Source organism: Chloroflexota bacterium, assembly GCA_038040195.1.
GTDB lineage: Bacteria > Chloroflexota > Limnocylindria > QHBO01 > QHBO01 > DASTEQ01.
The window spans coordinates 39,644-59,391 of sequence record JBBPIR010000001.1 but is presented as its reverse complement, the minus strand read 5'-3'; the positions used below and the strand labels follow the sequence as shown (position 1 = coordinate 59,391).

Here is a 19,748-nt window from a genome sequence, read left to right as displayed (position 1 = left end):
CCCGGCTAGCGGTCCCAAGATGGGCGTAGGTGGCGCGCCAGCCGGCGCGCCACCCGGCGTCTCACCCGGCGCGCCAGCACTCGCGCTCCGCGGCATCACCAAGCGCTTCGGCGACCTCGTCGCCAACGATCGGATCGACTTCGATGTCCGGGCCGGGGAGGTCCACGCCCTGCTGGGCGAGAACGGGGCCGGGAAGACGACCGCCATGCGGATCGCGTACGGGCTGACTCATCCCGACGCCGGCCAGATCCTGGTGGGCGGCCAGGTCCAGGCCATCCGCTCGCCGCGCGACGCGATCCAGGCGGGAGTCGGCATGGTGACCCAGCACTTCGCCCTGGTGCGGCCCATGACCGTGGCCGAGAACCTCGTCCTCGGTCGGGGCAGCACGCTGCGGCTCGACCTCGACCAGGCTCGGCGCCAGACCGAGGAGGCGTCCGCCCGCCTCGGCATCCGGGTCGATCCCGCCGCCCGGGTCGCGGACCTGTCGGTGGGTGAGCAGCAGCGGGTCGAGATCCTCAAGGCCCTCTCCAGCGAGTGCCGCATCCTCATCCTCGACGAGCCCACCGCGGTCCTGGTCCCCGACGAGGTCCAGGCCCTGTTCGCCACCCTCCGTCTGCTCGTCGGCGAGGGCATGGCGGTCGTGTTCATCAGCCACAAGCTGGCCGAGGTGCGGGCCATCAGCCACCGCATCACGGTGCTGCGTCGCGGTGAGGTGGTGGGCACGGTGGACGGGCAGACCGATGAGCGCGAGCTGGCGCGGATGATGGTCGGCCGTCCGAGCTTCGGGGTCGAACGACCAGCCGATGCGACCCGGGCTGCCCAAGAGCCGATCCTTCGCATCCGGAACCTCCACGCCGCGGGCACCCAGGGGCTGCCGGCGTTGACCGATATCTCCCTGGACGTCGCCGCGGGCGAGATCGTGGGCGTAGCCGGCGTGTCAGGCAACGGCCAGACCGAGCTGGTGGAGGTCCTGTCCGGGATGCGGCGCCCGAGCGGCGGGTCGATCTCCGTCAGCGACACCGACGTCACCGCCGCCAACCCCACGGCCGTGATGGGCGCCGGTGTGGGGCGGATCCCCGAGGACCGCCACGCCAGCCTCGTCGGCGACCTGTCGGTGGCCTACAACCTGGTCCTCGAGCGGCTCGACGAGTTCCGGCGCGGCGGGCGGATCGACGAAGGGGCGGTGCGCGCCCATGCCGACGAGCTCATCGAGCGCTTCGACATCCGTGCCCGCCCCGACGACCCGGTGGTGACCCTGTCGGGCGGCAATGTCCAGAAGGTCCTCCTGGCCCGCGTCCTGTCCCGCGACCCGCGCGTGCTCGTCGTGTCGCAGCCGACCCGCGGCCTGGACGTGGGGGCCACCGAGTACGTCCGTTCGCAGCTCCTCGCCGCTCGCCGGCGTGGCGCCGCGGTGCTACTCGTGTCGGAGGACCTCGACGAGCTGCTGGCGCTGGCCGATCGGCTGGTGGTCCTCTACGAGGGGCGCATCGTGGGTCAGATGACCGCTGCCGAGGCGGACGTCGAGCACCTGGGCATGCTGATGGCCGGGCGTGGGAGGGCCGCATAGTGCGCGGGAGGGCCGCCTGATGCGCGCGCGCATGCGCCGCCGCATGCGGAGCCGATTCCGCCTCTCCCCGTGGTCCACGCCGGTCCTGGTGCTGGCCGCCATCCTCATCACGTTCGCCATCACCGCCGGTCCCATCCTGCTCGCCGGGGCGAACCCCATCGAGGCCTACTACCTGTTCGTCATCGCCCCGCTGACGAGCGGCTTCACCGCGATCGAGGTCCTCGTCACCGCCACCCCGATCCTGTTTACCGGGGCGGCGGTGGCCATCGCCTTCCGGGCCGGCTACTGGAACATCGGCGCCGAGGGCCAGCTCCTGCTGGGCGCCATCGCCGCCGCCGGGGTGGGCATGGTAGTCGGCGGGTGGCAGCCCATCGCGGCCCTGGCAGCCATGATCGTCGCCGGGGCGCTGGCCGGCGCGGCGTGGGCCCTGGTGCCGGCCATCCTTCGCATCCGGTTCGGGATCGACGAGGTGGTCACCACTCTCCTCCTCAACCCGGTGGCGCTGCTCCTCGTCAACGGCCTGCTCCACGGACCGTGGCGCGACCCGGTCACCGGCTTCCCCGAGTCGCCGCGCATCGCGGCGGTGGCCGAGTTCCCCCAGCTCCTCGAGCGCTCCCGGCTCCACCTCGGCTTCCTCCTCGCGATCGCCGTCATCGTCATCGCCTGGTACGTCCTGGCCCGCACCCCGGCCGGGCTGCGCCTGCGAGCTGCCGGCCTGAGCCCGCACGGGGCGCGCTTCGCCGGCATCAACGTCGGCCGGACGTTACTCGCGGCGGCCCTCGTGAGTGGCGCCATTGCGGGCCTGGCCGGGGTCAGCGAGGTGGCCGGCATCCAGAACCGGCTCACCAGCGGCCTCTCGCCGGGCTACGGCTACACCGGGATCGTGGTCGCCACCCTGGGGACCCTCACGATGCCCGGGGTGGCCCTCGCGGCCCTGTTCCTGGGCGATCTCACGGTCGGTGCCAGCACGGCGGCCCGCTCGCTGAGCATCCCGTCCCAGCTCGGCGCGGTGGTGCAGGGCGTCCTGCTCCTGACCACAGTCGCTCTGCTCGCGCTCAGGCGCTATCGGCTGAGGCCAACCCGCCCAGAGGAGGGCGGCTCGGAGAGCGCGGCTGACGTCGCCGCGGAGGTCCAGCCCGGATGACGTTCCTCGTCGACCTGCTGGCCGCCACCCTGCGCAACGCAACCCCGCTCGTCTACGGCACGGTGGGCGAGACCTATGCCGAGCGCAGCGGGGTGCTGAACCTGGGCATCGAGGGCACGATGTACGCCGGCGCATTCGCCGGCTTTGCCACCGCCTGGGCCACCGGCTCGCCACTGCTCGGCCTGGCGGCGGCGATCGTGGTGGGCCTCGGGGCGGGGGCCATCATGGCCCTCCTGACGGTGACCCTCGGCGCCAACCAGCACGTCTCGGGCATCGGCCTGACCATCGGCCTCATCGGCGCGTCGGAGTTCACCAACCGGCTCATCTTCCAGGGCGGCGAGTTGCAGCAGATTGAGCCGATGCCGATCGTCAACCCCTTCGCTGGCCTGGGCGAGATCGGCGCCGTCTTCGACCAGTACGCCTTGACCTGGATCGCCTTCCTGGTCGTGGTGCCGGTCGCGTGGTTCATCCTCCAGCGCTCGAGCTTTGGCCTGGAGCTGCGCGCGGTGGGCGAGAACCCCGAGGCCGCCGATGCCGCCGGGGTGAACGTCGCCCGCACCCGCTACCTGGCGCTGATGATCGGCGGCGCGCTGATGGCCGTCGGCGGGGCGTTCATCACGCTCGCCCTGCTGGGCAGCTTCACCCTGGACATCATCGCCGGCCGGGGCTGGGTGTGCGTGGCGCTGGTCATCTTTGGCCGCTGGCGGATCGGGCGCGGCGTGGTGGGCGCGCTGATCTTCTCGCTGATCTTCTCGCTCCAGTTCCGGCTCCGGATCCTGCCCGGGTTCGGCGATCTGCCGTTCGAGCTGCTGCTGGCCCTGCCCTACCTGGTCGTCATTGCCGCGCTGGCCATCTCCGGCCGCAACGTCGCCTACCCCGGCGCCTACCTCAAGCCATACCGCCGCAGCTGAATGCCTTGCCCTTGACCCCGCACGGAGGACCGATTGACCGATGACCATCCGCGACCGCGACCACGAGTTCCTCGCCCTTGCCATCGCCCAGGCCCGGATCGGCCGCGACGAGGGGGGCGTGCCAATCGGTGGGGCCCTGATCGCCGACGACGGCGCCGTCCTGGGCGTCGGCCGCAACCGGCGCGTCCAGCAGGGGAGCGCCATCCGCCATGGCGAGACCGATGCCCTCGAGAATGCCGGCCGGCTGCCGGCGGCGGTCTACCGGCGGGCCACGATGTACACCACCCTGTCGCCGTGCGACATGTGCACCGGCGCCATCCTCCTGTACGGCATCCCGCGGGTGGTGATGGGCGAGAACCGCACGTTCGTGGGTGGCGAGGACTACCTGCGCGCGCGGGGAGTGGAGGTCGTCAACCTCGACTCCGCGGAGTGCCTCGAGCTCATGAACGATTTCATCGCTGCCTATCCGGAAATCTGGAACGAGGACATCGGCGAGGAGTAGAGCCAGATGAGCATTGCGTGACGCAGATGCGCATGCTAATGTTCATTCTACTGTTCACGCAAAGGTGAACTCATGCGCGCTCAGCTAAAGCTCCTGCCTCCGGCGAAGCCCCGACTAGGGCTGTATCTCCGACCGGGTCGAAACGACCACACGGTCTTCGAGCAACTGCTCGCCGAGGACCGCGCCGTCTCGGGTCTCGTCCTTGACTCGCGACTTTACGCCCGGCAAGCCGACCTTCGCGACGCTCTGATCAGGAACGGGGTTCATGCTGTTCTCGACACCGATTTCATGGAGGCTGCGACGCCGGGCGGATCCGTATTGGCGGGCATCGCGGACCTCCCGTGGGCTGCTCTCGTGACCTCCGACCCGGCTGACATGCACGGGGAGGTTGCCCGCAAACTCGCCAACCTGGTAGCCGACAGGGTCACCGCAGGCTCTTTCAGCGCCGTCCTCGCTCCGACGCACCTTCTCGAGTCAGCTTCCGACGCCTGGTTTGCCGTCGACCGCGCTGTCGCATCTGCGCTTCGAGCGGAACTCGATCGGCGACAGCTCCGCGACGTTGCAATCTTCTACCCGCTTGCGATTCCGGGGACGGTGCTCAGAGACGGCACGCAGCGGGCGATCGTCATCGAGGCGCTTAAGTCCATCGAGATCGATGCCGTATGGCTCCGGATCCACCCTTTCGGCACGACATCGGCTGGACCGATCGCCCTACGTGGCTACATCGAGGCTTGTTGGGATCTGCACCGCGTCGGAGTGCCACTGGTCGCTGAGCGGTCAGGCACTATCGGAGTGGCGCTGATGGCATTCGGAGCTGTGGGCGGGATCGAGAGCGGAATCACCCTCGGCGAGCGCTTTGATGCGAGAAGTCTGACCGGGCCCCGTAACCCGGACGCGAAGCCGTTCAGTCATGCACCGCGGGTCTATATCCAGGGCATCGGCGCGTTTCTTGTCCGGGCCAGCGCGGATTCGCTCTTCCAGAACCGTCAGATGCAAGCCGCCCTGGCTTGCCGCGATTCTGCTTGCTGCCGCCGTGGAGTGATCGACATGATCAAGGATCCACGGCGGCACTTCGTGCTCCGACGCGTCGGGGAGGTCGACCGTATCGGGTCCGCACCGGCCGATCATCGCCCCGGGATCTACCTCGAAGACTTCCTCCGGCCGGCGACAGACCTCGCCCTTCGTGCTTCACGGGTGCTTCCGGAGCTCGTTCCTGCGCACCAGCGTCTCGAGTCATGGCGGTTCACGCTAGGGGCAATCGAGCGAGCCGGCATCATCTCGGTCAGCGATCCGGCAGTGGGCCAACGTGTCCACGTACCCAGGTCCAAGCCACAGTCGCTCTAAGGGAAAGGAGGTCCAATGCCGGGTCCAGTGGCCGCCAGGCCTGAATCACCTGTAGCCACCAGGCTTCGCACGATCCGGTCCAAGAGTGGGATGCGGGCCAGAGAGATTGCCGATCTCGTCGGCGCGACGCCTCAGACCGTGTCTCGCTGGCAACGAGGCCGTGTCGAGCCGCAGGCCTCCCATCTGACGCAGCTCCTAACGCTCGAGTGGCTGGTGTCCCAGCTCGCTGAGTTCTATCAGCCGGGCGAGGCGCGCCTCTGGCTTCTCGCGCCCCACGCCCTTCTTGACGGCGATCGCCCCGCCGACCGGATCCACGAGGGTCGGACGGAGGATGTGCTGGCCCTGATCGAACAGCTCAGGTCGGGCGCATACGTCTGACGTGGATGGCGACATTCGAGCCAGATGGGGCGGTTCTGAAGGCCCTGGCAGACCTCCAACCGATAACCTGGTCGGGAAGCGTCTGGCGTCACACCTTTGCCGATAACCCGCCTGACAAGGTCAATGGTCGGGGAGCTCGTTGGAACCCACCGGGCATCGATGCCCTCTACGTCAGCCTCGAACGAACGTCAGCGCTTGCGGAAGCCGACCATCAGATCGCCATGCAGCCTGTACGTCCGCGTGCAAAGCGCACTCTCCATCGACTCAAGCTCGACCTTTCGAACGTTCTCGATCTTACGGATGAAGGGGTCCTCAGGAGCCTAGGGATTGACCGGGGGAGTCTCTCCGGGGTCGACTTCACCGCATGCCAGCGGGTCGGCGGCGCAGCAGCATTCTTGGGCCACGATGGGATCCTCGTCCCATCTGCGCGCCACTCCGGAGTGAATCTCGTCGTCTTTGTATCGAACCAGCCTGCAGAATCAGAGATCCGGGCCCTCGATGCAGAAGTAATTGATACTGGGCGCGTCGACAGTGCGGGCTAGGGCTGTTGCTAGGCGCCGAAGATCGAGAACGGCTGATCCTCGGTAGCGAGGACGAGCGCAGTATCCACGTGAACACGCCAATCGAGTCCTTGGGCATCTATTCGCCACCGCCGTCGCCGCAGGTCGCTCGGATGGCGCTCACGTTGGCTGAGGACCACGTCGAAGCACGACCCGATAGCGTCGGCGATTGCATCGGGATCGTCGACACCGGAAAAGGTCACCGAAACCGTCGACTCAAAGGAATGGGCGACGACAACTATGAGTTCTCGAGCATGTCCGGTGTCCAAGCGGGCATCGGACCAAAACGCACGCGGCGCAAGCAGAGCGCCGTCCCTAAGAAACCAAGTCGCATGAATTAGAACACCCGGCATCCCGGTAACGGCATCACCGGATACGGGTGAGGCCCACGGACGAAGCGAATAATCGATTTGGAAGCCAGTGTCGTAGTTCCGCTCGGCATGCCTGAGAAGTCTGCGGGCGTCCTGGTGTTCACCACGAACCCACGTCTTGGCAAGCGGATCCTCCGATTCGTCCCAGACACGATGTTGCCGGTTGAAGGATTCGAGAGCTAGCCGGGCGCCAGGTTCAAGATCGCGGAGAGCTTGCTCCACACGCGCCAGATCGTCGCTGTGAGGTCGACGCAAGTGTGCAAGGCGGTTCCGGATCGCCTGAAGTTGGTCGACGAGACCTTCCCAGCGTTCTCGCTTCAGCAGCGCGTACTCCACGAGAGGCCAGATATCCTCCGAGCCGATCCGCTCGATTAGCTGTCCAGCGTCCAGATAGGACAAGGGATTGGTCGCGTCGGCTGACGGCATGTAGCGGTTTTCGAGGTCGCGCTCGGCACGGGATTGACCTCGTTCTGGGACGATGTCAAGCCATCGGCTTCCCACCGCAGCCCGCATCTCCAGGTAGACCAGCAGTCGAAGCCAAGTCTCGAGCTGCCACCATCTCGAGAACAGAGCGACCGCGTCAGATGGAACGCCATGCCCGATAGCACGATCGAGGGCGCGCTGGGTTGCAGGCGTCCACGCCGGAGGGTCGTCCGGCAGCTGACCAAAGAGGCCAGTGTCGAGACGTTCCTCTGAGTTAGATTGATCCGTTTCCGAGCGCTCCACGTCGGTAAGTGTTACCCGCGACTGCCTCGACTGTCACCTTGGCTTCTGTAACTCTTGGAACGCCCGGCCGGTAGAGTTAGGTGTCGAGTGGATTGAAGGAGGCGAGGTTGGCGGTCACAGCCAGGATCAACAACCATGCCGGGCTGATCTGGGCCATCGCCGACCTGCTCCGGGGTGATTACAAGCAGTCCGAGTATCAACGGGTGGTTCTGCCTCTCGTCCTCCTACGCCGCCTCGACTGCGTCCTAGAGCCCACCAAGCAGCAGGTGTTGCGCCGCCTCGCCAAGGCTGCGGTCCAGAACGTCGGCCCTCTTCTGCGCGAGATCACCGGATCGGAGGTCTACAACACCTCACCGCTAACCCTGCGCCGGGCCCTGGAGGATCCCAACAACGTCGCAGCCCACCTGCGCGCCTGGATCGCCGGTTTCGACCCGGACACGCGCGAGGTAATCGAGAAGTTCGACTTCGACGCTCAGATCACGCGGCTCGATCGGGCGCGGATCCTCTACCACGTCATCTCGCGGGTCGCCGAAGTCGATCTTCATCCGGATGTCGTGTCCAACGTCGAGATGGGTTACCTCTACGAAGAGCTCGTCCGGCGTTTCTCGGAGTTGTCGAACGAGACCGCCGGCGAGCACTTCACGCCGCGTGAGGTCATCCGGCTAATGGTCGACCTCCTCTTCATCGAGGATGACGATGCCCTCCGCACGCCGGGCATCGTCCGCACCATGCTTGATCCGGCGTGCGGGACGGGCGGAATGCTCTCGGTGGCTGGGGAGTACCTCCGCGAGCTAAACCCGCAGGCTCATCTGGAGGCGTTCGGTCAGGAGCTGAACCCTGAGACTTACGCAGTTTGCCGCTCGGATATGGCCCTCAAGGGCTTGAAGGCCGCCAACATCCGGTTGGGCAATTCCTTCTCCGAGGACCACTTCAGGGGTCAGCGCTTCGACTACCTCTTGGCCAATCCACCGTTCGGTGTGGAGTGGAAGAAGGTCAAGGGGGATATCGACGAGGAGCATGCCAAGCTCGGCTTTGAGGGCCGTTTCGGCGCAGGGCTGCCCCGGATCAACGACGGCAGCCTCCTCTTCCTCCAGCACATGATCAGCAAGCTTAAGGAGCCGAAGGACGGGGGCGGGCGCCTCGCGATCGTCTTCAACGGATCGCCACTCTTCAGCGGCGCGGCAGGCTCAGGCGAGAGCGAGATCAGGCGCTGGATCATTGAGAACGATTGGCTGGAGGGCATCGTCGCCCTGCCCGACCAGCTCTTCTACAACACAGGGATCAGCACCTACTTCTGGATCGTCACGAACCGGAAGCGCCCGGAGCGCAGTGGCAGAGTCCAGCTTGTGGATGCCCGCGAGTCGTACGTGAAGATGCGCAAGAGTCTCGGCGAAAAGCGCAAGGAGATCAGTCCCGAGCAAATTGCAGAGATCACGGGTCTGTATGGCACATTCGAGGAAGGCGACCGCGTCAAGATCCTGCCGAACCAGGCATTCGGCTACCAGCGAATCAGTGTTGAGCGACCGCTTCGCCTCCGCTATCAGGTGAGCGAGTCGAGTGTTGCGGCGATAGAAGCTTCCGCTGGATGGGCGAAGCTCCACGAGTCCGCACAGACTGCGCTTGTCGACCGGCTCGGCCGGCTCGATGGCCAATCGACCGCCGACCGGGAGGAATTCGGCCGGATGTTGGGACCAGTTCCACGCCAGGTGGAGAAGGCCGTTTGGGAAGCAGTTTCGGTGCGAGATCCCGATGCTCCGGCGATCAGCGATCGGAAGGGTCGCCCGGAACCCGATCCCGAGCTTCGGGCCCATGAGAACGTACCGCTCCCGGGTCCAGTGGAGTGTTTCGACGAGGATCCAGCCGACCGGCTTGCCTCAGTCGCGTACCGGCAGGCTGTCGACGCCTATGTCGCCTCGGCGCTGATTCCGTACGTGCCCGACGCATGGGTCGACCAGGCCAGCACCCGCATCGGCTATGAGTTCCCCCTTACCCGCCACTTCTACCGATACGTTCCGCCGAGACCCGTCGAGGAGATCGACGCCGAGATCAAAGCGCTCGATCGGGAGATCCAGCGCCTTCTGGGCGAGGTCACCTCTTGAAGAAGGTTCCGCCGAGCAACAACTGGCCGCCCATTCGTCTTCGGTTTCTGTTCGAGGAGAGCAATCGGCGTGTTGGTCATGCCAAGTCCGTTTTGCCGCTCCTGTCAGTCTCAATCCATCGAGGGGTGCTGCCGCGGGCGGATTTGACAGACCGGGAGTCTCGTGCGGACGACTTCGCAACATACAAGGTTGTCTCGGCGGGAGACATCGTCGTCAACCGAATGCGTGCGTTCGAAGGCGGCGCCGGAATCAGCCCGATCGACGGCATGGTTAGCGGTGACTATGCGGTGCTCCGGACGCGCGAGTTACTCGACCCGAAGTTCTTCCACCACCTGATCCGCTCCTCGTCGCTTGTTGGCGAGATGACGGCTCGGCTCCGTGGCATCGGCAACGTCGAAGCGGGCAACGTCCGGACGCCAAGGATCAACATCGGGGACTTCGGCGATATTGCGGTTGCACTCCCTCCTCTGTCCGAGCAACGCGCGATTGCCAAGTACCTCGACGCGGAGAATGTCCACCTCGATGCCGTCATCGAAGCGAAGCGGCGGTTGATGATGCTGCTCGCGTCTCGAACCGAGAGTCTCATCTCCGCGATCCTGGATCCCGTAACTGCAGCCGCGGGGGAGGTTCCATTGAAGGCGCTCGCGGACATCCGCTTTAGCAATGTCGACAAAAAGTCCGTCGATGGCCAAGTTCCAGTCCTCCTCTGCAACTACACCGACGTCTACAAGAACCGGCGGATCACCCGGTCTCTTGAGTTCACACCGGCAACGGCGGCGAGCGACCAACTTCAGCGTTTCTCCCTTCGTCGTGGCGATGTGCTCCTTACAAAGGACTCGGAAACGGCTGAGGACATCGGAGTGGCGGCACTGGTTGCCGACGATCTCTCAGGCGTCGTTCTCGGTTATCACCTGGCACTAGTGCGGCCCCTCCATATCGATGCGGACTTCCTCTATTGGGTGCTGCGAAGCCGAAGATGTCGGGACGCCTTCACGCTGGCAGCGTCCGGTATCACCCGATTCGGGCTGAGGCAGGACGCGGTTGCGCGAATACCGATCCCGAATGTTCACGGCGGTACTGCGCGAGCCCTGGCCGCTCAGCTTGAGAAGGCGGTCGGATACGCCGAGCGCGCGTTGAGTGCCATTGCGGCACAGACTTTGCTTCTCGCCGAGCACCGGCGAGCCCTCACGACCGCGGCGGTGACCGGCCAGATGCAGGTCCCCAGGGTCGCAGTGTGAAGGTCGACGAGCGCGCCTTCGAGGACGCGATCACCGCCTACCTCATCGACGGGGGCGGGTATCGCGTCTGCAAATGGGGCACGAGACCTGAGTGGGTGGGGGACTTTGATCGGGCTCACGGGCTCGACGTCGCCGAGTTGTTTGGCTTCCTCGAGGAGACGCAACTTGCGCCTTGGAAGGGCCTCTCAGAACTCCACGGTGGCGCTGGCGAAGCCCGGCGACGGGTCGCGATCCGGCTAGCCGAACAGCTTGATGAGCGCGGCACTGTAGACGTGCTCCGCCACGGCATAGTCGATCACGGCATCGCGCTGCACTTGGCCTTCTTCCGTCCCGCCCATGGCCTCACACCGGAACTGCTCCAGCGGTACGAGGCCAATCGGCTCACGGTGACCCGCCAGCTCCCCTACGAGGCCGCTGGGACGAAGACGCTCGATCTCGCCCTGTTCCTGAATGGCATCCCCGTCGCGACCAGTGAGCTCAAGAACCCGCTCACCCACCAGAACGTCAACCATGCCGTCGCCCAATACCGGACCGATCGCGATCCCGCGAACGTCACCCTCGGGCGACGAGCGGTTGTCCACTTCGCGGTCGACCCCGAGGTCGTGATGATGACCACGCGCCTTACTGGGCCCACGACCCGGTTCCTTCCCTTGAATCGCGGGCGAGCGGGCGGCGCCGGGAACCCGGACAACCCCAGCGGGCACCGGACCGCGTACCTCTGGGAGGAGGTCTGGGCCCGGGACGCATGGCTCGACCTCCTGGCGCGGTTCATACACGTTGAACCTGGCCCGGGCAGCACAAAGGCCGCGCAGCTGCGCAACGGGACGACGATCTTCCCTCGCTACCACCAGTGGGACGCCGTCCGACGCCTCGAGGCGACGGCACGCGCTGAGGGTCCGGGCCAGCGGTATCTCGTTCAGCACAGTGCCGGCTCGGGCAAATCGAACACGATCGCCTGGCTCGCCCATCGCCTGATGTCGCTCCATGGCGCTGACGACCTGCCGGTCTTCGACAAGGTCGTGGTAATCACGGACCGGGTCATCCTCGACCGCCAGCTGCAAGAGACGATCTACCAGTTCGAGCACCAAACCGGCGTTGTCGCTCGGATCGATCAAGACTCCGCGCAATTGGCCGCTGCCCTTGCCGGCGAACAGGCCCGCATCGTCGTCACCACTCTCCAGAAGTTCCCGTTTGTGCTCGGCAAGGTCGAAGGACTGGGGGCACGGCGCTTCGCGGTCATCGTCGATGAGGCTCACTCCTCGCAGACTGGTGAAGCCGCCAAGGACCTCAAGACCGCCCTGGGGTCCAGGTCTGCAGACGAACAGCTGGCGACCGCTGAGGCCACCGACGCGGCCAGCTCGCCGGCCGATCCCCAGGACGCGCTGGCGGCTCAGGTCGCCGCCCGCGCTCGTCAACTGAACCTGTCGTTCTTCGCCTTCACCGCGACGCCCAAGGCTCGGACGCTCGAGCTCTTTGGCCAACCCGACGAGGAGGGCCGGTTCGTGCCCTTCCACCTGTACTCGATGCGCCAGGCAATAGAGGAGGAGTTCATCCTCGACGTCCTCGCCAACTACACGACCTACGGGACGTACTGGCGCGTGGAGAAGACGGTTGCCAATGACCCAACGTACGACACCCGCAAGGCGCGGCGCGCGATCGCGCGCTTCGTCGCCCTCCACCCCCATAACCTCGCCCAGAAGGCCGAGATCATCGTTGAGCACTTCCGCGCCCACACTCGCCACAAGATCGGCGGCAAGGGCAAGGCGATGGTCGTCACCTCATCGCGCCTCCACGCGGTTCGCTACAAGCAGGCGATTGATAGCTACCTCGCCAAACGGGGCTATGCCGACACAAAGGCATTAATAGCGTTCTCCGGGACCGTCGACGACGCGGGGATCCCGTTCACGGAGCCGAGCATGAACGGCTTTCCGGAGAGCCAGACTGCTACCCGATTCGGCGAGCCAGCGTATGGGCTCCTGATCGTGGCCGAGAAGTTTCAGACCGGCTACGACCAGCCGCTTCTGCACACGATGTATGTCGACAAGACCCTAGTCAGCCTCGCCGCCGTGCAGACCCTGTCACGCCTGAACCGGATCCACCCGGACAAGACCGACACCTTCGTTCTCGATTTCCGCAATGACGCGGAGGGCATCGCCGAGTCGTTCAAGCCATGGTATGAGACGACGGTCGCGGTGCCGACCGATCCGAACCTGCTGCACGACCTTGCCTCCAAGCTGTTCGCCCTCCAGGTCCTCGACCAATCAGAGACCCTCGCCGTGGCGGCGATCCTCGCCGATCGGACCGGCAGGGCAGGAACGCATGGTCAGGTCTACGCGCTCTTGGAGCCGGCTGTCGGGCGTTTCGAGGCCCTCGACGAGACCGCGCAAGAGGAGGTCCGGTTGCTTCTCGACCGCTACGTCCGCGCGTACTCCTTCCTGTCGCAGGTCGTCGACTTCGGCGACGTCTCTCTCGAGGCGCTCTACCTAACGGCTCGTGCACTCCTCGCTCTGCTACCTGAGGACCAATTCGGCCGAATCGACCTTGGGTCGGAAGTTGTGCTTACACACCTTCGCCACGAAAAGACGAGCGAGCGTGCCATGGAGCTCCAGCCCGGCATCGCGGAGATCAAGGCCATCTACGACGGCCGAGGCCCGCAGGGCGATGAGGAGAAAGACCACCTCTCAGCCATCATCAAGGTGCTCAACGAGCGATTCGGCCTCCAGCTGACTGACGCCGATCAGCTCCTCTTCGATCAGTTCGAGGAGAGCTGGGTCGGAGATGCAGATCTCGCAGCCCAGGCCCAGGCCAACACCCTCGAGAACTTCCGCCTCGTCTTCGCGGACGCGTTCATGAAGACCATCGTGCGCCGCATGGACGACAATGCCGACATCTTCCGGCGCATCCTCGACGACCGCGAATTCCAGGCCGTCGTGATGGATCACTACCTCCAGCGGGTCTTCGAGCGAGCTCGAGCTGGATCGGTCCCCGCAGGTCAATAGGTTCCCGCCCGAGGCGCGAAACGCGCGGACGTACAGCCAGAAGTTAAGGAATATGTGAGATAGCGGGAGGTGAAGGATGGCCAGGGCAATCGTTCGGATCTCGATCGACGCGCCTCCGGGCACAGGGGGGCATCCGCAAACGGCTAGAGCAAAGAGAAGTCTGGGTGCTCCCTTCAGCTCGAATCCGCGAACCGGAACTGTTGAAGCTACGTCCGCTCCCTCGCATGACGTGATTCAAGGCTTGATTAGGCTCTTGGAACATGTCGACCGGCTTCCCGAGGGGTTCATGGTCGATCATCTCTGGATCTACTTCGACAAGAAAGGTTCGCGTCGTCGCGGGACGTCGGCCGGCTAATGGGATCTCAACCCGCGTATGGCGGACTTAAGTCCTGACAAAAAGCGGGTCTTCAGCCAGTGGCTGCGCCAGCGCCTGGATCAAGCACCTGGAATTCCTCGGGGTGGAAGGCGTAGCCCACATTGAGATCGGCGCGATCCGGAACAGGACGACGTCGCCCCAGGTATAAGGGTCCGAGTGGTAGGTGGCCGTCCACGCGGCGTGGATCTCGTCGTGCTCGATGTGCTCGCGGGTGATCCACTCCACCGTCCCGTTGGCGACCAGCGATCCGGTCGGCCCCATGTACACCGCCGAGCAGGCGGCGTTGGCCCGCAGGTGGCCGATCCGGGTGGCCTTCACATCGGTCGACAGCGTTGATCGGCCATGAAGAAAGAGCGTGTCCAGGGGTGAAACGCGGGGCTGGCCCTTGGGCGTCACGGCCGCGACGGCGACGTGTCTGGTGCCCTCCAGGTAGTGGACGACCTGCTCCGCGGTCAGGCGCCGCTCCGGGGTGACGATGGCGCTCATGTGCGGGTTGGCGCGTGCCAGATGCTCGTCGAACATCCGCTGGAGCTCCGCCATACGTCTCGCGCATCGGTCAGAGTCTAGGAGGTGCCGGAGGCCCTGACGCGGCGGATCATCTACTGTCCGCTTAAACCATGAAGGCATTCATCCGAGATCGATACGGCTCCCCCGATGTCCTGGAATTCGCGGACATCGAGATGCCCGTGGTCGCCGACGACGGGGTGCTGGTGCGCGTTCAGGCCGCATCGGTCAACCAGGCCGACCTGGACTACCTGCATGGCATCCCGGCCATTGCCCGTCTGGGAACCGGGCTGCGCCGGCCCACGAACCGCGGACTCGGGCTGGACGTGGCCGGGCGGGTCGAGGCGGTCGGCCAGGACGTGACGCGGTTCCGGCCTGGTGACGAGGTGTTCGGCGACATGACCGAGTTCGGCTACGGCGCCTTCGCCGAGTATGTCGCTGCTCCCGAGCGGGCGTTCGCGCCGAAGCCGGCCGGGATCACACCCGAGGAGGCTGCGACCGTCCCGCAGGGGGCCATCCTGGCCATCCAGGGTCTGCGCGCCCGCCGCCCGGTCGGGCCCGGCGACAAGGTGCTGATCAACGGTGCCTCAGGCAGTGTGGGTCCGTGGGCGGTTCAGATCGCAAAGGCCTGGGGAGCCGAGGTGACCGGCGTCGCCAGCACGAAGAAGCTGGACCTGGTGCGCTCGCTGGGCGCCGACCACGTCATCGACTACACCCGGGAGGACTTCACCCGGCTGGGCCATCGGTATGACCGGATCCTCGACGTCACGGCCACCCGGTCAGCCTCCGACATCAGGCGCGCGCTGACGCCCACCGGCGTGTACATCGTCATCGGCGGCTCCATTGCCCGTCTCTTCTGGCTCATGATCGCAGGGCTCGTCATCTCAGCCACCGGAAGCCAGAAGCTGGGCATCGCGTACTGGAAGCCGTTCAACCCTGAGGACGTGGCGACCCTGACCGAGCTCCTGGAAGCCCGCAAGATCGCGCCGGTGATCGACCGCCGCTTCCCGCTCGAAGAGGTCCCCCAGGCACTCCGCTACGTGGAGGACGGCCACGCACTGGGCAAGGTCGTCATCACCGTCTGAGGGACCGGGTAGGCTAGGGGCCATGGCCGACTTTTCGCGGCAGGAGACCGCCGACCGGGCCGGGGTGCCGCTCGACGAGGTGAGCCAGCTCGTGGAGCTCGGGATCCTCGCTCCGGCCGAGGGCGATCGATTCACCGTCGGCGACGTCCGCCGCATCGCCGTGGTGAAGACGCTCCAGCATGGGGGGATGCCGGTCGACGGCCTAGCGGCCCTCATGCGCAGCCGCGACGCCTCGCTCGACTTCCTCGACAGCCCGATGTACGCGCGGTTCTCCGCGCTCAGCTCGGTCACCTTTCGGGAGCTGAGCAACGAGACCGGCGTTCCAGTGGATCTGCTCATGGTCATCCGCGAGGCCGTCGGATCGGCCACGCCGCAGCCGGACGATCTCGTCCGCGAGGATGAGCTCGAAGTCGTCCCGTTCCTCGAGGTTCACATGGCGCAGGGCATGAACCCGCATGCCACCGAGCGGTTGCTCCGGGTCATGGGCGACAGCCTCCGCCGGGTGGCCGAGCAGCAGGCCGATTGGTGGCAGTCCGAGGTCGCGCTCCCGCTCTTTCAAAAGGGGGCGAAGGGCGGCGAACTGGGGGACCTCACCCGGGAATTCGGCGAAGACGTCAACCCGAAGTATCAGCGGGCATTTGAAGCGATCCAACACGCGCAGGAAGGCCGCACCTGGACCGCGAACATCCTGACCGGCATCGAGATGGCGATGACCCAGGCCGGGCTCTACACCCGCCAGGACCACCCGCCGGCCATGTGCTTCTTCGACATCACCGGCTACACCCGCCTCACCCAGGAGCGAGGCGACGAGGCGGCGGCCGCGCTGGCCACGACGTTCTCGCGGATGGTGCAGCGAACCTCGTCGCAGTACGCCGGGCGGGCGGTGAAGTGGTTGGGCGACGGGGTAATGTTCTACTTCACCGATCCCGGTCCGGGCGTGGTGGCGGCGCTCGAGATGCTCGAGGGCGCAGCCGATGCCGGGTTGCCGCCGGCGCACGTCGGGCTCCACGCCGGCCCGGTCCTGTTCCAGGAGGGCGACTACTTCGGCCAGACGGTCAACCTCGCCGCCCGGATCGCCGAATACGCGCGGCCGGGCGAGGTGCTCGTCAGCCAGGCGGTGGTGGACGCCGCTGAGGGGACCCCGACCTCGTTCACGGAGATCGGTCCGGTGGAGCTGAAGGGCGTAACGGAGGCGACGCGCCTCCACGTCGCCCGACGGGGCTAGTCCGAGGCACTCCGCGCACGCGGCTGGGAGACCGATGAATTCTGGCCGAGTGGCGCGCTGACGCAGCGGGCCTTGACCCGCACTCCTCCGGAACGTACGATACGTACATGATGTACGAAACGGTCGCCCAGTGAGCGAGCATCGGATCAGCGAGGCGCGGGAGGAGTTCGCGACCATCATCAACAAGGTCGCCTTCGGTGGCGAGCGTGTGCGCCTGACGCGGCACGGGAAGGCGGTGGCGGCGGTGGTGCCTGTGGAGGACCTCGATCTGCTCGAGATGATCGAGGATGAGATTGACCTGGCCGACCTGGAGGCAGCGCTTGCGGATCCCGCGAATCGGGAGCGGATCCCCTGGGAGGACGTCAAGCGCCAGCTGGGGCTGTAGGGGCGATTCGTGGCGTATCGGGTGGAGTTCGTCCCGTCCGCGCTCCGTGAGCTCGAGAAGGTTGCGCCCGACGCCCGGCGACGAGTGGTACGCGCCCTCGACCGTCTGGCGAAGGAGCCGCGTCCCCCCGGCGCGAGAGCCCTGCGAGGGGATCGGTCCGGGTTACGAATCCGGGTCGGCGACTACCGGGTCCTGTACGAGGTGGACGACGATCAGTTGCTGATCACAATCGGTCGCGTGGCACAACGGGGCAAGGTGTATCGGTAAGCCGATTCCCTCACCCTGGGGTGCTTCTGGCAGACTCAGGAACTCCCACAGCCAGGCGTCGCGATCAACCGGGTGGCCCGCTGGGGCTGCGGTGTTCCATGCCTTTGACGCCATGGCTTGTCACGGTGTGAGGTCGCGACTATCACAGTCGTTCGTGGTATCGCGCTAACGTGCTACGCGATAGCACGAATCGTTGTGAGGAGACGGCCGCTCATCGCCGGAGGAGGTCGAGCGCAAAGATTAGCTAGACGCTGACAACCTCGGCCCAGGTGGTGGGAGGCGGAACCGGCTCACCGTCCTCGGCCATCCCTTCCAGATGCATATGAATCGCGGACCGGATCAGCCGTTCGACCTCCCGTCGAGTTGCTCCGGTGGCAACGCAGCCGGGCAGGTCAGGGACGTACGCGGCGTACCCGGTATCGCTCTTCTCGTAGATGACGGCGTAGTCCATCAGTCATCCCTCGGTTCGATTCCGGCCTGCCGGAGGATACTCTTCCATGTTCCCGGCGGGACCGCGTCGCTCAGTTTGCCGGCGATCGTCACCTTGCCAGGCCGCCAGGTTTGCCGCCGCTTGTCAGGCGCTTACTCTTTGGACCCAATGTCGGACCGTGCTCCTCGGCCCATTCTCGGCGACGCGTTCGTCGGGGCTGTCGCATACGCGGTCGAGCTTCACCGGCACCAGGCACGCAAGGGAACCACCATCCCGTACCTGACCCACCTGCTCGCGGTATGCAGCCTGGTTCTGGAGGATGGCGGGACGGAGGACGAGGCGATCGCGGCCCTGTTGCACGACGGCCCCGAGGACCAGGGTGGCGAGCCGATCCTGGCCGAGATCCGGGCCCGATTCGGCGACGAGGTGGCCACCATCGTGGATGGCCTCAGTGACTCAATGACGCCGGTCGGGTCGATGAAGGAGGCGTGGCGTCTACGGAAGGAGCGCTACCTCAGCCGACTCGAGGACGAGTCCGGGTCGGTCCTTCGCGTGTCCCTGGCCGACAAACTGCACAACGCGCGGTCCATCGCCGTCGATCGTGCAGTGGAAGGCGAGCGGGTCTGGGATCGGTTCCACGCCGGGGAGGGCGATCAGGCCTGGTACTACCGCCAGTTGCTGGACGTCTTCGAGCGGCGCGTTCCGGCCTCCCGCAACCTGCCCGAGTTCCGGACCCTCGTGGGCGATCTCTTCGGCGCCTGAGTCCCCGTTCTAGTGCGTGGCCCTTCGGCAGAGAGTTGTGGCCTCGAGTTCAGCGACGGCGCATCGTGCCTCCAGGAAGGCGTCCGCATCCCGCCCGTCAATTACCTGTGGGAGGAACGTCGCCCAGGCCGTATCCCATGCGGCGCTCGACTGGCAGCTCGCGATGGCCGAATCGAGGTGATCGGCCAGTCGGTCCAATCCTTCCTCGACCGGCACCAATGGATCGGTCAGCCCGCCCGGGGCCATACCCATTTCGAACGTCTCAGCCCAGGCGAGTGAGGCGTCGGCCACCCCCGACGCGAAGGCCTCCGTGCATGGGGTCATCCGAGCGCTGTACGACGTTGGCCAGGACCATTGGATGTCCCCTCGCGGGTAGGTGGCGAAGACGTGAAGCGATGTCCATGGGCCGTCCGGGATGGCGCCGAGAGCGCCGTCGTCGCCGAGGGGGACATCGAAACTCAGCCACCACCTCGGCTCTCCCTGGCCAAATAGGGCATGGTCGACCTCAACCCCGCCCCCCACCGCCACGCTGAGCGTCGACGGGGTGGCCTGCCCGGTGGATGCCGTGAAGGTCACGGTGTAGGGAGGCGCGGGAGGCAGGTCTAAGTGCGGTCCGTCTGAGCCATCGCAGACACTGGTCCCGAACATGCCGAAAGGATCGTTGCTGAAATTCCAGCAGCCCATGCTCCACGCCCCGCGGACGCCGTTGATGGCTGCCTGGGGCAGCTGCGCCGCCTGGTCCTCGAACGACGTCGCCGCGGGAGTGCACGCCATTAGCACAAGCGCAACGAGGACCACCACGGTTGAAGCGCGCAGCCGCGTGCGGCCAGCGGGGAACGTCATCCGAGCACGGTAGTCCCGTGCAAAACCACCCG

The 19,748-nt window shown here is 66.0% G+C and carries 19 protein-coding genes; 15 read left to right on the top strand and 4 right to left on the bottom strand.

Going from position 1 to position 19,748, the window contains the following annotated elements; translation table 11 throughout:
- The first annotated feature begins 19 nt into the window (after positions 1–19).
- The 7 genes from AABM41_00280 to AABM41_00250 all read left to right on the top strand — a co-directional run bounded on the left by AABM41_00280 (position 20) and on the right by AABM41_00250 (position 6,388).
- On the top strand, positions 20–1,567 hold the full coding sequence (locus tag AABM41_00280; GenBank protein ID MEK6190739.1) for an ABC transporter ATP-binding protein: 1,548 nt from the start codon (positions 20–22) through the stop codon (positions 1,565–1,567).
- Positions 1,568–1,586: 19 nt separating this feature from the next.
- A complete protein-coding gene (locus AABM41_00275) occupies positions 1,587–2,711 on the top strand; it encodes an ABC transporter permease (protein ID MEK6190738.1) in 1,125 nt (374 codons plus the stop codon).
- Positions 2,708–3,622 carry an ABC transporter permease gene (locus AABM41_00270; protein MEK6190737.1) on the top strand — a complete coding sequence of 305 codons (915 nt, stop codon included), beginning with the start codon at positions 2,708–2,710 and terminating at the stop codon, positions 3,620–3,622. The genes AABM41_00275 and AABM41_00270 overlap by 4 nt, the downstream gene beginning before the upstream one ends.
- 40 nt (positions 3,623–3,662) lie before the next feature.
- Entirely contained in the window at positions 3,663–4,124 is a 462-nt protein-coding gene (locus AABM41_00265) for a nucleoside deaminase (GenBank protein MEK6190736.1), read from the top strand.
- Between the two features lie 72 nt (positions 4,125–4,196).
- Positions 4,197–5,468: a hypothetical protein gene (locus AABM41_00260; protein ID MEK6190735.1), complete on the top strand. Its 1,272-nt coding sequence runs from the start codon at positions 4,197–4,199 to the stop codon at positions 5,466–5,468.
- Between the two features lie 15 nt (positions 5,469–5,483).
- Positions 5,484–5,846 carry a helix-turn-helix transcriptional regulator gene (locus AABM41_00255; protein MEK6190734.1) on the top strand — a complete coding sequence of 121 codons (363 nt, stop codon included), beginning with the start codon at positions 5,484–5,486 and terminating at the stop codon, positions 5,844–5,846.
- 5 nt (positions 5,847–5,851) lie between these two features.
- Positions 5,852–6,388: an RES family NAD+ phosphorylase gene (locus tag AABM41_00250; protein MEK6190733.1), complete on the top strand. Its 537-nt coding sequence runs from the start codon at positions 5,852–5,854 to the stop codon at positions 6,386–6,388.
- Between the two features lie 8 nt (positions 6,389–6,396).
- On the opposite strand, the gene AABM41_00245 is transcribed toward AABM41_00250, so the two are convergent.
- The gene (locus AABM41_00245; protein ID MEK6190732.1) at positions 6,397–7,503 is read right to left on the bottom strand and encodes a hypothetical protein; all 1,107 of its coding nucleotides are present in this window, start codon (positions 7,501–7,503) and stop codon (positions 6,397–6,399) included.
- Positions 7,504–7,610: 107 nt separating this feature from the next.
- Between AABM41_00245 and AABM41_00240 the strand changes: the two genes are divergently transcribed.
- Genes AABM41_00240 through AABM41_00230 form a run of 3 tightly spaced genes read left to right on the top strand, consistent with a single transcriptional unit; the run spans position 7,611 to position 13,839 of the window.
- Positions 7,611–9,602: a class I SAM-dependent DNA methyltransferase gene (locus AABM41_00240; protein ID MEK6190731.1), complete on the top strand. Its 1,992-nt coding sequence runs from the start codon at positions 7,611–7,613 to the stop codon at positions 9,600–9,602.
- A complete protein-coding gene (locus tag AABM41_00235) occupies positions 9,599–10,840 on the top strand; it encodes a restriction endonuclease subunit S (protein MEK6190730.1) in 1,242 nt (413 codons plus the stop codon). The genes AABM41_00240 and AABM41_00235 overlap by 4 nt, the downstream gene beginning before the upstream one ends.
- Positions 10,837–13,839 carry a DEAD/DEAH box helicase family protein gene (locus AABM41_00230; protein MEK6190729.1) on the top strand — a complete coding sequence of 1,001 codons (3,003 nt, stop codon included), beginning with the start codon at positions 10,837–10,839 and terminating at the stop codon, positions 13,837–13,839. Before AABM41_00235 ends, AABM41_00230 begins: the two co-directional genes overlap by 4 nt.
- Positions 13,840–14,221: 382 nt before the next feature.
- Here the strand turns inward: AABM41_00230 and AABM41_00225 are convergent, their stop codons facing one another.
- Positions 14,222–14,755, bottom strand: a complete 534-nt coding sequence (locus AABM41_00225; GenBank protein ID MEK6190728.1) for a pyridoxamine 5'-phosphate oxidase family protein — start codon at positions 14,753–14,755, stop codon at positions 14,222–14,224.
- Between the two features lie 77 nt (positions 14,756–14,832).
- Between AABM41_00225 and AABM41_00220 the strand changes: the two genes are divergently transcribed.
- The 4 genes from AABM41_00220 to AABM41_00205 all read left to right on the top strand — a co-directional run bounded on the left by AABM41_00220 (position 14,833) and on the right by AABM41_00205 (position 17,681).
- Positions 14,833–15,804, top strand: a complete 972-nt coding sequence (locus AABM41_00220; GenBank protein ID MEK6190727.1) for an NAD(P)-dependent alcohol dehydrogenase — start codon at positions 14,833–14,835, stop codon at positions 15,802–15,804.
- 22 nt (positions 15,805–15,826) lie between these two features.
- A complete protein-coding gene (locus AABM41_00215; protein ID MEK6190726.1) occupies positions 15,827–17,029 on the top strand; it encodes an adenylate/guanylate cyclase domain-containing protein in 1,203 nt (400 codons plus the stop codon).
- Between the two features lie 130 nt (positions 17,030–17,159).
- Positions 17,160–17,414, top strand: coding sequence for a type II toxin-antitoxin system prevent-host-death family antitoxin (locus AABM41_00210; protein MEK6190725.1), 255 nt, complete (start codon positions 17,160–17,162; stop codon positions 17,412–17,414).
- Positions 17,415–17,423: 9 nt separating this feature from the next.
- Positions 17,424–17,681: a type II toxin-antitoxin system RelE/ParE family toxin gene (locus AABM41_00205; GenBank protein ID MEK6190724.1), complete on the top strand. Its 258-nt coding sequence runs from the start codon at positions 17,424–17,426 to the stop codon at positions 17,679–17,681.
- A gap of 244 nt (positions 17,682–17,925) precedes the next feature.
- Here the strand turns inward: AABM41_00205 and AABM41_00200 are convergent, their stop codons facing one another.
- Positions 17,926–18,132 (bottom strand): type II toxin-antitoxin system HicB family antitoxin, encoded by a 207-nt coding sequence (locus tag AABM41_00200; protein ID MEK6190723.1) that lies wholly within the window; start codon positions 18,130–18,132, stop codon positions 17,926–17,928.
- 147 nt (positions 18,133–18,279) lie between these two features.
- On the opposite strand from AABM41_00200, the gene AABM41_00195 reads away from it, so the two are divergent.
- Complete coding sequence (locus AABM41_00195) at positions 18,280–18,873, top strand: HD domain-containing protein (protein MEK6190722.1); 594 nt, start codon at positions 18,280–18,282, stop codon at positions 18,871–18,873.
- A 9-nt stretch (positions 18,874–18,882) separates the two neighbouring features.
- On the opposite strand, the gene AABM41_00190 is transcribed toward AABM41_00195, so the two are convergent.
- Positions 18,883–19,716, bottom strand: coding sequence for a hypothetical protein (locus AABM41_00190; GenBank protein ID MEK6190721.1), 834 nt, complete (start codon positions 19,714–19,716; stop codon positions 18,883–18,885).
- Positions 19,717–19,748 lie beyond the last annotated feature (32 nt).

Excerpts from the sequence above, each read along its gene's own strand:
- AABM41_00280 (MEK6190739.1), top strand. The coding sequence starts at position 20 with ATGGGCGTAGGTGGCGCGCCAGCCGGCGCGCCACCCGGCGTCTCACCC.
- AABM41_00275 (MEK6190738.1), top strand. The coding sequence starts at position 1,587 with ATGCGCGCGCGCATGCGCCGCCGCATGCGGAGCCGATTCCGCCTCTCC.
- AABM41_00270 (MEK6190737.1), top strand. The coding sequence starts at position 2,708 with ATGACGTTCCTCGTCGACCTGCTGGCCGCCACCCTGCGCAACGCAACC.
- AABM41_00265 (MEK6190736.1), top strand. The coding sequence starts at position 3,663 with ATGACCATCCGCGACCGCGACCACGAGTTCCTCGCCCTTGCCATCGCC.
- AABM41_00260 (MEK6190735.1), top strand. The coding sequence starts at position 4,197 with ATGCGCGCTCAGCTAAAGCTCCTGCCTCCGGCGAAGCCCCGACTAGGG.
- AABM41_00255 (MEK6190734.1), top strand. The coding sequence starts at position 5,484 with ATGCCGGGTCCAGTGGCCGCCAGGCCTGAATCACCTGTAGCCACCAGG.
- AABM41_00250 (MEK6190733.1), top strand. The coding sequence starts at position 5,852 with ATGGCGACATTCGAGCCAGATGGGGCGGTTCTGAAGGCCCTGGCAGAC.
- AABM41_00225 (MEK6190728.1), bottom strand. The coding sequence starts at position 14,755 with ATGGCGGAGCTCCAGCGGATGTTCGACGAGCATCTGGCACGCGCCAAC.
- AABM41_00220 (MEK6190727.1), top strand. The coding sequence starts at position 14,833 with ATGAAGGCATTCATCCGAGATCGATACGGCTCCCCCGATGTCCTGGAA.
- AABM41_00215 (MEK6190726.1), top strand. The coding sequence starts at position 15,827 with ATGGCCGACTTTTCGCGGCAGGAGACCGCCGACCGGGCCGGGGTGCCG.
- AABM41_00200 (MEK6190723.1), bottom strand. The coding sequence starts at position 18,132 with ATGGACTACGCCGTCATCTACGAGAAGAGCGATACCGGGTACGCCGCG.
- AABM41_00195 (MEK6190722.1), top strand. The coding sequence starts at position 18,280 with ATGTCGGACCGTGCTCCTCGGCCCATTCTCGGCGACGCGTTCGTCGGG.
- AABM41_00190 (MEK6190721.1), bottom strand. The coding sequence starts at position 19,716 with ATGACGTTCCCCGCTGGCCGCACGCGGCTGCGCGCTTCAACCGTGGTG.